Consider the following 14,396-nt stretch of genomic DNA (forward strand, 5'->3'; position numbering starts at 1 on the left):
TTGTCTGACTGTTTTTATTAATAAAAGCGTTGGGGTTCTGTTAGCTTCTTATAAGATAATTTGATTTGAAGTTTTTATATTGTCGATCTCCAAACCAAAAAACAAAAACTTATGAAATGTTGGTAGTTGAGCACCACTTTCGGTGGTAGTCCAATCGCTCCATGAAGCCTCTAAACCCTCTATTGGTAGTATGGAAACCCACATTTTAAAGGCCGTTGGTTTATAATTTTCATCTAGAATCCATAGGTAAGAATCTCCTGGTGTTGAGCCACCTGAGTTATAGGTTATAAGCAGTGCATCGTTATTTGAATCTGTTTTTACAAGTTGACGTTGTACTCCAACATCGAAAACTTTATATGGGCCAACTAGCCAAAAAGAATCATTATTAAAGTAGCTTACAGCCTGTTCAATGAGGGCTTTGTTACTATCGCTTTGGTGTAGTGTATTATCTATGTAAACTTCACTTTTTGAGGTGTCATTTAAATTTAAAACAACCTTGTTGTTTTTCCAATACACATTACAGATATTGTTTGCCTTATCCCATTCGTAATGGTGTCTTTTTTTAAAGGTCCATTCAATATTATTTGTGTTTTTATAGGCTTGATAATCCAAGGCATCTAGCATTTTATTAGCTAAAGCATCGGCTGGTTCTCCGTGAATACCTACTGGTAAATCTTCGTTATGTTTTATGTACATGTACCCAAAAAGTAGAAGGGTAGGTAGCGTGAAAAATATAACTACTCCAGCAATTATTTTTAATACTTTTTTGGGTTTTATAGACATAAAAATTGACTTGTTATTGTGAGATTTTAACGCCAAAATTATTAAAGAAGTACGGTTAATTAAAGGAAAACTTTTAAAAACCGACAGCGGTATCATCTCCTCGATAATCGGCACCACCTTCGTACGAGTTATCATCTAAAACAAGAATACCGTCTACAATACCTATTATAGGTGAATCTTCTTCATTAATTGTATATCCTAAGTTTTCCAGTTCACTAACAAGCTTACTATTAAATTGGTTTGGTTCCATTCGGATTTCATCTGGCAACCATTGGTGATGAAAACGAGGTGCATTTACAGCGTCTTGCATAGTCATTCCAAACTCATGTACATTTAATATAGTTTGTAAAACTGAAGTAATAATGGTTGATCCACCCGGCGTACCAAGCGTCATGTATAACTTGCCATTTTGTTCGACTATGGTTGGAGTCATGGAACTTAGCATACGTTTTTGAGGTTCAATTTTATTAGCTTTTGCACCAATGAGACCGAACATGTTTGGGATTCCGGGTTTGCTACTAAAATCGTCCATTTCATTATTTAAAAAGAAGCCCAATTCTGAACAATATAGTTTAGAACCATAGGCACCGTTTAGGGTTGTAGTTACAGCAATGGCATTTCCAAATTGATCGACGATAGAGTAGTGTGTGGTTTCGTCGCTTTCTACAACTTGAATGTTACCATGAGAAACATGGCTTGATAATGTAGCTTTTTCAAAAGAAAAATCTGCCATTCTACCGTTTAGATAGTCTTCTTTAATTAAGGTTTCTACTGGTACATTTGCAAAATCGGGATCGCCTAAATAATAACTTCTGTCGGCATAAGCGCGACGTTCTGCTTCGGTTATAACTTGAATGGTTTTTAACGAGTTATGTCCGTAAGTTTCTAGATTAAAAGGCTCAAGCATTTTCATTATTTGCGCTAAACAAACGCCGCCACTAGAAGGTGGAGCCATTGATATTACTTTTAAATCGTCGTAATTAAATGTTGTTGGTGTGCGCCATTTTGCTTCATAATTTGCCAAATCTTCTTCAGTTATAATACCACCATTATCCTGAATAAACTTGGCTAGTATTTTGGCTGTTTGGCCTTTATAAAACTCATCTCTACCATTTTTAAGAATACGCTCTAAGGTATTGGCTAATTTAGGATACTTAATGGTGTCTTTTGCTTTCCATGGTTTATCAAATTTTATAGAATCTTTATTAGCTTTTAAAAATAGCGGTTGGTACTTTTTAAATTTGGCTTCTTGTTTTTTGGTTACCACAACACCTTTTTTAGCCAATTCAATAACCGGGGTAATGATGGCTTCTATGGGTAATGAACCTAACTTTTCATGCACTTCAAAAACACCAGCAACACTACCTGGAACACCCACGGCCATAGCTCCTAAAGTGCTTTTTTCGGGTATTACATCGCCGTTTTCGTCTAGATACATGTCTTTGGTAGCTGCTATTGGTGCTTTTTCCCTAAAATCGATAGAGCCTATATCGCCATTAGCTTTTCGGTATACCATAAAACCGCCACCACCTAAATTACCTGCGTAAGGATAAGCAACTGCTAAAGCCAATTGGGTGCCACACATGGCATCAAAGGCATTTCCCCCTTGTTTTAGAATGTTGTTTCCAATTTCAGAAGCTTCGGCACGAGCCGAAACTACCATGGCATTTTTTGTAATTAGTCCGCGTGTTACTTCAGTTTTATTATTAGCCTTTTTACATGAATAGAAAAGGCACAGCATTAACGCCATTGTAAAACTATGTTTAATCATTCAGTTGGTGTTTTATAAGTTCTAATTTTTCTTTTGACGAGGCAATAACTTCCTCAAAGAAATCTGAAAACTCTTTTTCAAATTCAGTGTAAAAAGCTTCTAGTTCAACAACAGCCTCGTTCATGCTAACACGATTTTTAGTTCGGCGGTTCATACCATTTAAAACCCTAGATATCCCTTCAATAGAGGCATAACTTAATAGCCAATTATCTGCTAACATATAAGGCATCATTTTTTGTATTCTTACAGGTAAAATATCAAAATTTGCTTCTAACGAATCGTAGAAGGTTTCTACATATTCATTTAGAGGGACGTCTGAATATTTACTCCAGTTTTTTGCTAAAAAATGATCGTATAAAATATCTACAATAACACCAGAGTAGTGGCCATATTTTTCATGCAGCCTTTTGGTGCTTAATCTAAACGTTTTATGTGCATCGGTATAGCTATCAATATGTCTATGTAATAAGATGCCAATTTGAATTTCTTTTGGGTAAGTCTTGTATTGTTTACCTTTTATACCATCGGCTATAAAGTTTCCAATGGTTACTAAATCGTTATCACCAGATAAATAAATGTGGGCTAAGTAGTTCATTGGTGAAATTTACGAATTCCGTTTCAAGAAATCCGATTTTGAAATACTATATTTGTTTTTTTAATAAAAAATATATGACACTTATAAAATCAATTTCAGGTATTAGAGGAACCATTGGCGGACAAGTAGGCGAGAACCTTACTCCAATTGACGCTGTTAAATTTGCATCGGCTTATGGTGTGTGGTTAAAACAACAACGTCAAAAAGAAAACTACAAAGTTGTAGTTGGAAGAGATGCCCGTATTTCTGGTAAAATGATTCAAAACTTAGTCATGAATACCTTAATAGGTTTAGGTATTGATGTGGTAGATGTTGGACTTTCTACAACACCAACCGTAGAAGTTGCAGTACCAATGGAGCATGCCGATGGTGGTATAATTCTAACCGCAAGTCATAACCCAAAACAATGGAATGCCTTAAAATTATTAAACGAAAAAGGTGAGTTTTTAGATGCTGTTGAGGGTGCTAAAATTCTTGACATTGCAGAAAGCGATACTATGGAATTTGCCGATGTTGATAGCCTAGGAAAAATAACGAAAAATAAAGCATACATAGATTTACATATTATTGAAATTCTAGATTTAGATCTTGTAAATGTACCAGCCATTGAAGAAGCTCGTTTTAAAGTGGTTGTAGATGGTGTAAACTCTACGGGAGGTATTGCAATTCCCTTACTTTTAGAGCGTTTAGGTGTAGAAGTTGTTAAGCTTTATTGCGAACCAAACGGACACTTCCCTCACAATCCAGAACCCTTAAAGGAACACTTAACAGATTTATCAGACGAAGTTAAAAAGCATAATGCCGATTTTGGTATAGTAGTCGATCCAGATGTTGATCGTCTTGCTTTTATGGACGAAAACGGCGATATGTTTGGCGAAGAATACACCCTTGTGGCCTGCGCAGATTATGTCTTAGGTAAAACTCCGGGTAATACGGTAAGTAACATGAGCTCAACAAGAGCATTACGCGATGTAACCGAAAAACATGGAGGCATGTACGAAGCTAGTGCTGTTGGCGAGGTAAACGTGGTGAATTTAATGAAGAAAAACAACGTGGTTATTGGTGGCGAAGGTAACGGAGGTATTATTTATCCAGATGCGCATTACGGACGTGACGCTTTGGTTGGTGTAGCTTTATTTTTAAGCCTATTAGCCGATAAAAAAATGAGTGTTAGCGCACTTAGAAAAACATATCCAAGCTATTTTATGGGTAAAAAGAAAATACAATTAACACCAGGTTTAGATGTTGATGGTATTCTTAAAGGCATGGAAGAGCGTTACCAAAATGAGCAACTAACCACTATCGATGGGGTTAAAATAGATTTCTCAGAGAGTTGGGTGCACCTACGTAAAAGTAACACAGAACCAATTATCAGAATATATACCGAAGCAAAATCGCAAGAAGAAGCCGATGCTTTAGGCGATAAATTTATAGCAGAAATTGGTGAAATTGCAGGAATTTAAATTTTTTATTAGAAGCTATTCCCGCTTGTAGTTTATCCTGAGCGCAGTCGAAGGACTATATCTTTTTTAAACCACGTTATTACAAAATTTAAGTAACGTGGTTTTTTTATTAGGTTTAGGTAAATACAAAATTTCGGTTTTTATAAGGTTTAAAAAAGGATTAGCCTGTCTTGAGTCCAGTCGAAAGGATTCAATCGGGGCTAACCTTTCCGTGAAGGTTATAATTACTTTTAAAAGTAGGTATCTCATCCTCAAAAAAAATCACTTCTAAAATTTGCTTAATATTTAAGTTAAATTACAAAGACAGAAACACCTAAATATTAACCTAATAGATTTGTTTTTTATTAAATAATATCAAGTAAAAACCATTTTTAGATAAGAATTTATTTACCAAAAAGCCAATTTGCTACTTTATATTTAAAATAGTTATATTGTGCTATCTTTAAAACTGATATTTTAAAAAATTAACACCTCTTTTTTATTTAGGGGTTACGATAGACTTTATGAAGAAAATAGCATTGCATTGGAAGATTATTATAGGAATGGTTTTAGGAATCATTTTTGGTTTTATAATGAATACCGTTGATGGTGGAAAAGGATTTGTAGCCGACTGGGTTGCGCCTTTCGGAACCATTTTCATAAATCTTCTTAAGTTAATTGCTGTACCTTTAATTCTGGCATCATTAATTAAAGGTATTTCAGATTTAAAAGATATTTCTAAAATAAAATCTATGGGTTTACGTACCATAGGCATTTATGTAGCAACTACTTTAGTTGCCATTGTTATTGGTTTAAGCATTGTAAATATTGTTAAACCAGGGAATGGTATGCCTCAAGAAACCATCGAAAAAATTAAACTTAAGTATGAAAATGACGCTGGTGTAACCGATAAATTAATGAAAGCGTCTGCTCAAAAAGAAGCGGGTCCGTTACAAGCCTTAGTCGATATTTTTCCAAGTAATATTTTTAAATCCTTTGCCGAAGCATCCATGCTTCAAGTTATTTTCTTTGCCATTTTTGTTGGTGTTTGTTTATTGTTAATCGGAGAAAAAAAGGCAAAACCATTAATCGATTTCTTCGATTCTCTAAACGAAGTGGTCATGAAAATGGTAGATCTAATCATGCTTTTCGCACCTTACGCAGTATTCGCATTATTAGCAAATGTTATTATAGCTTTCGATGATGTCGAAATTTTAATTAAACTTTTATATTACGCGTTCTGTGTAGTTGGTGGTTTAGTTTTAATGATTGGTTTCTATCTTATTTTAGTAAGTGTGTATGCCAAAAAATCACCAATGTGGTTTTTAAAACAAATAAGTCCAGCGCAATTATTAGCCTTTTCTACAAGTAGTAGTGCGGCAACATTACCTGTAACGATGGAACGTGTCGAGGAGCATTTAGGAGTTGATAAGGAAGTATCAGGATTTGTATTACCAGTTGGTGCTACCGTAAATATGGATGGTACCAGTTTATATCAAGGTATTGCCGCGGTATTTATCATGCAAGTTATTTGGCCAGAAGGTTTAACCTTTACCAATCAATTGGTAATTGTACTTACAGCATTATTAGCGTCTATTGGAAGTGCTGCGGTACCAAGTGCAGGTATGGTTATGTTGGTAATTGTGTTAGAATCTATAGGGTTTCCGGCAGAGTTGTTGCCAATTGGACTAGCACTTATTTTTGCTGTAGATAGACCCTTAGATATGTGTAGAACAGTTGTAAACGTAACCGGAGATGCTACAGTGTCTATGCTTGTAGCTAAGTCTTTAGGTAAATTACACGACCCAAAACCGAAAGAGTGGGACGATAATTATGAGGATGTTAAGTAAGCGATCATGTAAAGCTAAAATAACCCAAACTATATTTTGGTGTGTTACAAAAATCTTTTAAATTTATATCAAGCGAAATATAACTTCTAGTTTCGTATAATAAAAACAGTATAAATGAATTCCAATGTAGCGTTAATATCGCCGGTAGTTTCTGCCGAATGGCTTTATGAACACAAAAGTGCCAACAATTTAGTTATTCTAGACGGTACAATAAATAAGGTATTTAATGCAGATTCTCAGCAGATTCCAAATGCGAGATTGTTCGATATTAAAAAGAAGTTTAGTAATCTGGACGATCCATTTCCTAGCGCGTTTCCTGCTACCGAGCAGTTTGAGGAAGAGGCTAGGGCATTAGGGGTTAATAACGATAGTGTCATTGTTGTTTACGACGATAAGGGTATTTACTCTAGTGCACGTGTGTGGTGGCTGTTTAAGGCTTTTGGATTTACAAACGTGGCTGTTTTAAATGGTGGGTTTCCAGTATGGAAAAAAGCAGGTTTCGCTACCGAAGCTATGAAGCATTACACAGGTGAATCAGGTGATTTTACAGCAAATTTACAGCCAAATTATATGCAGTTTTTTGATGATGTAGAACAGGCTTCTAAAAATAAAACACATAAAATTATAGATGCTCGTTCGGCAAGTAGGTTTAGCGGTGAAACTCCAGAACCTAGAGAAGGCTTACGTTCTGGAACTATTCCAAACTCTGTTAATTTGCCGTTTACAGACCTTTTAGAAGATGGTATATTAAAATCTAAAAAAGAATTAGCTAAGGCTTTTTACATGGTTGCAGAGCAAGACGATCCTATTATATTTTCCTGTGGTTCAGGAATTACAGCTTGTGTATTGGCATTAGGTGCCGAACTTTCGGGGTATAAAAACATTTCGGTTTACGATGGTTCTTGGACCGAGTATGGCAGTTTAAAAAAATAAATTATGGAAAACCCAAGTACATGGACTAAAGACGAATTGTTAGCCTATATTTTAATTTATATAGCGCATGCCGATTTAGAAGAATCTAAAAAGGAAAAGGAATATATTTTAAGTCGAGTTGATAAAGCGGTTTATAAACGCGTGAGTGCTCAATTTGAAAAGGATAACGATTACCAAAGTATTCAGAATATAATTGAAGCCGTTAAAACACATGACTATTACCGTAACGATTTAGCCGATTTGTTTGCAGATATTAAGTTAATGGCGTTTGCAGATGGCGATTTTGATATTATGGAACAAATGATTTTTAGTCAACTAAAAAAGGTTTTAAAAGAGGCTTAGTACCTTGTAAGGTATTGTTTAAGTTATTAACTTCTATAGAATTCTTTTAATGAGCATTTAAAATACCGGATATGAAAACGATTTTTTGTTTCATACCCGATATTGGTGTAAGTATTAGGTTTCTTTGTTTTTCCCTAGTTTTTTAAAGTAATCAAGCCTACAAACTAATATTCCTATATCGTGGATATTTTAAAGTATATGAAAATTTATAACTCTCAGATTGGTTGGGTGAAATCGTAAATTTCCATTTTAAAATGCCTTTTTTAGAGTTATAATCTGAAGTTCCCGTTTCAATATCATCCACTTTTATTTCTTTGTCTTCACTAATAGGAATTCTATCTAGAATTACAATATCTATGGCCGTTGGTTTGTTGTTTTTTAGTTCTATTTGGTAAGCCTTTTCTATAACTTTATTATTGCCTATAAAGGTGTTTTTCTTGTAATTATTAATAGGTTTCCTTTTAATAGCTACATTAGGGTCTATACCTAAAGATACCGTTAAACTATCGCTTATGGCATACGGGTTTATAGTTGTAATTCCTGAATAGCTATCTTCAAAATACACATTCACTTCTCCTGGTAATAAATTATATTGTTGCCAATCGCCAATTTTTGCTGTTAAAAACACATTTTCGTTAATTACGGGTGCTGCAAAATATGAAAATGTTGCGGGAACCGTGTACTTATCAATATCGATAACGGTAATATTACCATCACTTTCAACCGAAGTAAGTTTTTGTATTTCAAAATTTGTGTTGGTAATACCTGCTTTTATAACATCGCCATTAGAGGTTATGCTGCCTTTTTTTGTAGTAATTATGATAACACCATCTGATGCTCTACTACCATAAATGGCTGTAGCCGCTTCATCTTTTAGTACATCTACGCTAGCAATTCTGTCTTCATCTAATTTTTTAAAGGCGTTTTCTGTACTTGTAACGCCATCTATAACATACAATGGTTTGCTTTTAAATTTAAAAGTACCAGCACCTCTAATTTTAATATTCGAACTAGTAACGCTTGCTACACTTCCTGTAAGTGCCGATGCAGCATTAGAACCATACCCAACTACGACAACTTCTTCTAAACGAGATACATCTTCTTGAAGACTTATATTAATAACACTGGAGTGTATTGGTATAATTTCTGAAACATAACCTACATAGGAAATCTCTAATTGTTCTGCGCCTTGTGGCTCTATAGAAAAGTTACCATCAAAATCTGTAGAAGTTCCTATACTTGTACCTTTTAAGATAACACTTGCCCCTGGTAAAGGCATGCCACTTTCGTCTGTAATAGTACCTGTAATAAGTTTAACAAAAGGATTGTGTTTAAAGTCGTTTCGTTTTGTGGCATTTTCTGTGTTGTAATTGTAATTTCGGCTAACAAAATTTAAGTATTTGGTATTCATTTCAGGTTTTAAATTATTAGTGTTCGGGTCGTTTGTAGAGAGTGTTAAACTAACATTGTCCCAACGAATACCTGTGTTTTGATAAACATGTGCTTTGTAATGTAAATCTATTGGTTTGTTTATATCTTTTGCCTTTAAATCGTAAATAGGAAACCAACCTGCGTTTTTAACGTTGTATTTTATAACAAGATTAAGTTGCTTGCTTACATTGGTATGAAATTTCGCTTTTATTTCGCCAGATTGAATTTTATCATCTACATGAAATTCTTGTAGTTGTTTTTTTATATCGCCGATTTGCTCGTTATAATCCCTGTTGTTTTTTAAAGATTTATTGATAAGTGTATTTACCTCGGTAATGCGTGTTCGGTAATAGGCTGCAAATTGTTTTAGCTTTTCAAGGCTTACTACTTGATTTTCGTTACCCAGTTTTCTGTTTTCTTTTATAATATTAAGTTCTTCTTGGTAGCCAGACATAATATCTTCTTCAGCTTTAACAGCGTCCTTTAAACGTTCTATTTCGGCCTTAAGTTGGTTTATGGTTTCAGATTTATCGAGTTTAGATAAATGGTTTATGGCGTAGTTTATAGATATTATAGAGGCGTCATTTAATCCGGAAATTTGAATACTGTTTTCTAGAATGTGAGGAGAAAGTTTGGTAAACGAAAATTCGGTTGTTCCTGCCGAAAGTAACATAGTAGCATGTCGTGTTATTTGCGCGCCATCAACAAAAACGGTAACGGATTTAATAGCCGAAGGTATTGGTTTAGGGCTGCTAGCAAAAACAAAAGAGGTGAAGCAAAGAAATAAAAAGCATAGTTGTTTCATGATTAGTGGTTTTAAGTTTCCAATAAACTTATAACCAATCAACACATTAAAAAATAAACAATGAGTTATCTATATGTATGCTTGAGTTAAATACTAATTTGAGTGAGTTTAATTTTAAAGTCTGAATAATGTAAGACACTTTGTGTTAGATATAAATGGTAATTAAATTGTTTTCTACAACATAGGATAAGCCTTCAATTTCTACATTAGTAAGTATTCCAAAATCACAACATTCATTAGTTTTTGGTGCTGTTGTATCGTATGAGATTGTTGCAACAATTTCAGAATTTATTTGTATTTCTAAAGTGTCTGATGTGTTTTGTTTTGCTATATATAAATTGCCGTTGCTTTCGCTAATACTAAAGGGCATAACGTTTTCGGAAGCATTTTTAATCACAATGGATTCTGCTTCAATATTATCTTGAAGTATAACATTTATGTAGGTTTCGCTATCAATTAAATTAATATTTAAATTAGGTTCTTCACATAAAACAGTAGAACAATCGGGAGTAGCATCATCTGTTTTGCAAGAAAAGCATAGGAAAACAATTAAAAGGTAGGTTAGTGTTTGCTTCATGGTTTTTAGTTTATTTTAAAGATGAGAAAAACCCGTAATGGTTGCGTTGTTTATTTATAAATAAATTTAAGGCAAATATACTAGTCTAAAAACCGGCTTTTCAATTCTGGTGTAGGAATCATGCAAGCGTCTTTTTTACCATACCATTTATAGCGATTTTTAGCAATAAAATCGTAAACCCAATTGCGAATAAAGTTAGGCACAATAAGGAAAATAGCTAATATGTTAGTCGGGAAACTAAGTTTAGCGGCTATTTTTAAGGCTGCTCTACTTTTGTAATTAATACTGTTTTTTGCTGGGTTGTATAAAATTATAGAATCTATTAGAGCGGTATCTGTATTAAATTTTTCTATAATTTTTTTACCGGTTTCACTTTGTAAAGGCGCAAACATAAATTTGCTCTTTTTATCCCGTTTTATAACATATAAAACAGAGCTATTGCAAAGATTGCAAACACCATCAAAAAGGATTAAGTTTTTATGTTTTGGTACTTTACTATTCACGTTGTAAAGATAGTGAATATGCTATAAGAACTTATAATTATGTTTAGCTTCAAATTGAAAAGAATACAGCTATTACTAAATCAAGTATTTAATGCTTTTGAACGCCTATTTATGCTCTGTCTTAACTTCATACAAAATAACCTGTGCTGTTTTGGTGTAATCTGCATTCCATCCATAATAATTACCGGTTTTAAAGTAGTTTTCATGAGCGTAACCATTACCAACATAATCGTAAATTAAGGTGTAATCGGTATTAATACCTTTAGCCTCGCACACCAAACCATAGTAGAATTTTCCGTTTTCAATTTTAATTTTAAAGGTAAAAATTTCGTTATCTACTTTGCCAACGTTCAATTTTTCATCGAAGGCACTTGTCCAAGGTTCGCCAGCATCTGGTTTGGTGTAATAATCTATTTGAATTTCGCCGCTATTCCATCTAATTTTAACGGTTGCAGGCGAGCCCTCTAAACCATCAGTTTCCTTACCATGAATTTGAGCAACAATGGTTCTACCATTACCCTCAACATAATCAACTTTTAAAGTACTTTCTAGTATGTGTGTGCCTGTAGACATAGACCAATTATCGGTGGTCGATTGGTTTCCTCTCCAAAACTCACGTAATTCTGTTCTACAATATTTACCGTTAAGTTCAGATTTTCCGGATGTTGTAAACCCCGTAAATTTGGTGAATAGGGTGTAGCTACCATCGTCATTTTTATAGAAATATTTAGATTGGGCGGTAGTTAGGGTATTGTTTTCAATGGCTTCGTAAAAAACAGAAGTTGCTTTGCCATCGCCATTATCTAATGGTACAGATAAGTACCAATTTTTCCATGTAATTTTAGAGGTCTCTTCGGTTGGAGTTTCTTCTTCCTCTTCTTCTTCAATCTCAATAATTTCTTTTTCTATCTCTTCAACCTCTGTAATGTCTTCGTTATTAGAGGAACTGCAAGAAAAAATTAAAGCATTGCTTATTATAAAGAAGAATAGGATCTGTTTCATTTTACATAGTTTACAATTGGTTAACCAATTTAATTATGTAAAAATAAGTAAAATTTTAAGAAGTTGTATTTTTATTAAAAAGCCTTACTTTTTAACAGCTTCAACAAGTTCCAATTGATCTAGGCTAACATTGGTTGTAAACATCCCGTAATTAACAACGGCCTTGTTTTTTTCTATTTTATCAATAGTACCAATGGCGCGACCATCTTCCATTCTTACGCGGTCTCCAATACGAATAATGGCTTTTGGTTTAGGCGCTTCAATAGCTTTTTGTTTTGCTATTTTTTTCTTTTTCCTAATAACTTCAACTTTCTTTTCGGCTTCTTGTTTTACTTGGTTTTCTTTAGCTTTTATAGCTTTCTTTTGTTTGGCTGTAACTTTTCTACGTTTCGAATTTTCAATCTGTACGACTTTAAAAAGCTCGTCCATTAAAGCCTTTTTCTGCTTATTGGTGAAATATTTTTCAGCAATATCATTTACTTTTTGTCCTAAGTAAATTAGGCGCTGGTTGCTATCGTATAACTCTTGATAGCTTTCTAGCTTTTTCTGAATCTTGGTATTAATTTCTTCAAGCTTATCAGCTTCTTCTAGCTTCTTTTTCTCGTTTTGTTTTAGCGATTGTCCCGTTTTTTCAAGTTTAGAACGTTCTTTTTGTAATTTAGCAATAGTAGCATCAAAACGTACTTTGCTGCGCTCAATTTTCTTTTTAGCACGATTTATTAAACTATACGGAATACCGTTTTTCTGCGCAACTTCAAATGTAAAACTACTTCCGGCTTGACCGATAACCAATTTAAAAAGCGGTTCTAAACTACGTTCATCAAAAAGCATATTAGCATTAAGCATAAATGGCAATTCGTTAGCTAATATTTTTAAGTTGGAGTAATGTGTGGTAATAATGCCGTAAGCTTCACGATGATAAAACTCCTCCAAAAACGTTTCGGCCAAAGCACCACCAAGTTCAGGATCACTTCCTGTTCCAAATTCATCAATTAAAAAGAGTGTGTTTTTATTACACTTTCTTAAAAAGTAATTCATTTGTTTTAAACGGTAACTATAGGTACTTAAATGGTTTTCAATAGATTGGTTGTCGCCAATATCGCTTAAAATTCTATAAAACAAACAGACTTTACTGCGCTCATGTACCGGAATAAGCATCCCACTTTGTAGCATAACTTGCAGTAACCCCACGGTTTTTAATGTAATACTCTTTCCACCGGCATTGGGACCAGAAATAACAATTATTCGGCTGTCATTTTTTAATTCTATAGTCTGCGGAAATGTTTTTTCTTTCTTCTCTAAATTGTTTAAATAGAGTAATGGGTGATATGCATCTCGTAAAAACAGACTTCTCTCTTCCGAAAATTCAGGAAGAATACCATTCATAGATTTGGCGTATTTCGCTTTCGCGGAAATAACATCTATATTAATCAAGAAGTTCTGGTAGTCTTTTAATAATGGTAAAAACGGACGAATAAAATCGGTGACTTCTTTTAAAATACGAACAACTTCTTCTGATTCTTCATACTCTAAATTATTAAGTTCTCTGCTGTATCTTAAAGTGGTTTCTGGTTCTATGTAAACAATACTTCCTGTTTTGCTGCCTCCCATTATGGAGCCTTTAACTTTTCGCCTATACATCGCTTTTACAGCTAGTACGCGCTTGTTATCTACAACAGATTCTCTAATGTCATCTAAATACTCTAAAGCATGATAGGTGTTTAAAGCACTAGTAAAACTAGCGTTTATTTTACCTTTTATGTTGTTTATAGATTGTCTTAAATCGAAAAGTAAGCTGGAAGCGTTGTCTTTTATATCTCCAAAACGATCTACAATACCATCTACTTTTTCTATTAGAATTTTGGTTACCTCAATATGCGAAGCGTAGGCATTTAAATTAGGGTAGTACTCTGCAAACTTTTTTAAGAATACTACAATTTCGTTTACCGTAATAGACATGGCCACGATTTTTTTTAAGCCATGAACTTCTAGAAACGTGTTTTCTATATTAAGTAACTTTATTTCTTTGGTAATGGTATCGAAACCGTGGTTTGGTATGCGGTTATCGTTATAAAATGACGATACGTATTCATTGGTTAAACTTAGTGCTATTTGTAACTCTTCTTTGGTTTTAAAAGGCAAAATTCCCAATGCTTTTTCGTGCCCAAGAGGTGTAATACAAAGTTCGCTAACTTGCTGTAAAACCGTTTGAAATTCTAAATCTTGTAATGTTTTTTCGTGAATGTGAATCATTCCTAAATATGTAACTCGTTTTGTTGGTGTAAAAATAGCTTTTTTGAAGCATTTAGTGGCGCACTTCTGGTTGAAACCTTAATCTGATAAATAGATTGTTTATTTAGTG

General features: G+C 33.8%; 12 protein-coding genes. 4 read left to right on the top strand and 8 right to left on the bottom strand.

Translation table 11 applies throughout. From position 1 onward, the window contains the following. Window positions 1-48 precede the first annotated feature (48 nt). The 3 genes from AAFN75_RS14635 to AAFN75_RS14645 all read right to left on the bottom strand — a co-directional run bounded on the left by AAFN75_RS14635 (window position 49) and on the right by AAFN75_RS14645 (window position 3,149). On the bottom strand, window positions 49-783 hold the full coding sequence (locus tag AAFN75_RS14635; protein WP_411807034.1) for a hypothetical protein: 735 nt from the start codon (window positions 781-783) through the stop codon (window positions 49-51). A 73-nt stretch (window positions 784-856) separates the two neighbouring features. Then, window positions 857-2,554 carry a gamma-glutamyltransferase gene (gene ggt, locus AAFN75_RS14640; RefSeq protein WP_411807035.1) on the bottom strand — a complete coding sequence of 566 codons (1,698 nt, stop codon included), beginning with the start codon at window positions 2,552-2,554 and terminating at the stop codon, window positions 857-859. After that, the gene (locus tag AAFN75_RS14645) at window positions 2,547-3,149 is read right to left on the bottom strand and encodes an ACP phosphodiesterase (RefSeq protein WP_411807036.1); all 603 of its coding nucleotides are present in this window, start codon (window positions 3,147-3,149) and stop codon (window positions 2,547-2,549) included. Before AAFN75_RS14645 ends, ggt begins: the two co-directional genes overlap by 8 nt. A gap of 74 nt (window positions 3,150-3,223) precedes the next feature. On the opposite strand from AAFN75_RS14645, the gene glmM reads away from it, so the two are divergent. The 4 genes from glmM (at window position 3,224) to AAFN75_RS14665 (ending at window position 7,716) form a co-directional block, all read left to right on the top strand. Continuing rightward, entirely contained in the window at window positions 3,224-4,612 is a 1,389-nt protein-coding gene (gene glmM, locus AAFN75_RS14650; RefSeq protein WP_411807037.1) for a phosphoglucosamine mutase, read from the top strand. Between the two features lie 503 nt (window positions 4,613-5,115). After that, a complete protein-coding gene (locus tag AAFN75_RS14655; RefSeq protein ID WP_411807038.1) occupies window positions 5,116-6,441 on the top strand; it encodes a dicarboxylate/amino acid:cation symporter in 1,326 nt (441 codons plus the stop codon). Between the two features lie 114 nt (window positions 6,442-6,555). Continuing rightward, on the top strand, window positions 6,556-7,374 hold the full coding sequence (locus AAFN75_RS14660) for a sulfurtransferase (RefSeq protein WP_411807039.1): 819 nt from the start codon (window positions 6,556-6,558) through the stop codon (window positions 7,372-7,374). A 3-nt stretch (window positions 7,375-7,377) separates the two neighbouring features. Further along, entirely contained in the window at window positions 7,378-7,716 is a 339-nt protein-coding gene (locus tag AAFN75_RS14665) for a hypothetical protein (protein WP_411807040.1), read from the top strand. Between the two features lie 157 nt (window positions 7,717-7,873). On the opposite strand, the gene AAFN75_RS14670 is transcribed toward AAFN75_RS14665, so the two are convergent. From AAFN75_RS14670 to AAFN75_RS14690, 5 genes are all read right to left on the bottom strand, one after another. Beyond that, window positions 7,874-9,952, bottom strand: coding sequence for a mucoidy inhibitor MuiA family protein (locus tag AAFN75_RS14670; RefSeq protein ID WP_411807041.1), 2,079 nt, complete (start codon window positions 9,950-9,952; stop codon window positions 7,874-7,876). Window positions 9,953-10,097: 145 nt separating this feature from the next. Beyond that, entirely contained in the window at window positions 10,098-10,529 is a 432-nt protein-coding gene (locus AAFN75_RS14675; RefSeq protein ID WP_411807042.1) for a hypothetical protein, read from the bottom strand. Window positions 10,530-10,609: 80 nt separating this feature from the next. Then, window positions 10,610-11,032 (bottom strand): thiol-disulfide oxidoreductase DCC family protein, encoded by a 423-nt coding sequence (locus AAFN75_RS14680; RefSeq protein WP_411807043.1) that lies wholly within the window; start codon window positions 11,030-11,032, stop codon window positions 10,610-10,612. Window positions 11,033-11,137: 105 nt separating this feature from the next. Beyond that, window positions 11,138-12,034: a polysaccharide lyase family 7 protein gene (locus AAFN75_RS14685; protein WP_411807044.1), complete on the bottom strand. Its 897-nt coding sequence runs from the start codon at window positions 12,032-12,034 to the stop codon at window positions 11,138-11,140. Between the two features lie 84 nt (window positions 12,035-12,118). Continuing rightward, window positions 12,119-14,287 (bottom strand): endonuclease MutS2, encoded by a 2,169-nt coding sequence (locus AAFN75_RS14690; protein ID WP_411807045.1) that lies wholly within the window; start codon window positions 14,285-14,287, stop codon window positions 12,119-12,121. Between the last annotated feature and the right edge of the window lie 109 nt (window positions 14,288-14,396).

It is taken from the genome of Algibacter sp. AS12, from assembly GCF_046736315.1.
Taxonomy (GTDB): domain Bacteria; phylum Bacteroidota; class Bacteroidia; order Flavobacteriales; family Flavobacteriaceae; genus Algibacter_B; species Algibacter_B amylolyticus.

Bases quoted from the DNA above. Each gene is read 5' to 3' on its own strand.
- AAFN75_RS14635 (WP_411807034.1), bottom strand. From the start codon at position 783: ATGTCTATAAAACCCAAAAAAGTATTAAAAATAATTGCTGGAGTAGTT.
- ggt (WP_411807035.1), bottom strand. From the start codon at position 2,554: ATGATTAAACATAGTTTTACAATGGCGTTAATGCTGTGCCTTTTCTAT.
- AAFN75_RS14645 (WP_411807036.1), bottom strand. From the start codon at position 3,149: ATGAACTACTTAGCCCACATTTATTTATCTGGTGATAACGATTTAGTA.
- glmM (WP_411807037.1), top strand. From the start codon at position 3,224: ATGACACTTATAAAATCAATTTCAGGTATTAGAGGAACCATTGGCGGA.
- AAFN75_RS14655 (WP_411807038.1), top strand. From the start codon at position 5,116: ATGAAGAAAATAGCATTGCATTGGAAGATTATTATAGGAATGGTTTTA.
- AAFN75_RS14660 (WP_411807039.1), top strand. From the start codon at position 6,556: ATGAATTCCAATGTAGCGTTAATATCGCCGGTAGTTTCTGCCGAATGG.
- AAFN75_RS14665 (WP_411807040.1), top strand. From the start codon at position 7,378: ATGGAAAACCCAAGTACATGGACTAAAGACGAATTGTTAGCCTATATT.
- AAFN75_RS14670 (WP_411807041.1), bottom strand. From the start codon at position 9,952: ATGAAACAACTATGCTTTTTATTTCTTTGCTTCACCTCTTTTGTTTTT.
- AAFN75_RS14675 (WP_411807042.1), bottom strand. From the start codon at position 10,529: ATGAAGCAAACACTAACCTACCTTTTAATTGTTTTCCTATGCTTTTCT.
- AAFN75_RS14685 (WP_411807044.1), bottom strand. From the start codon at position 12,034: ATGAAACAGATCCTATTCTTCTTTATAATAAGCAATGCTTTAATTTTT.
- AAFN75_RS14690 (WP_411807045.1), bottom strand. From the start codon at position 14,287: ATGATTCACATTCACGAAAAAACATTACAAGATTTAGAATTTCAAACG.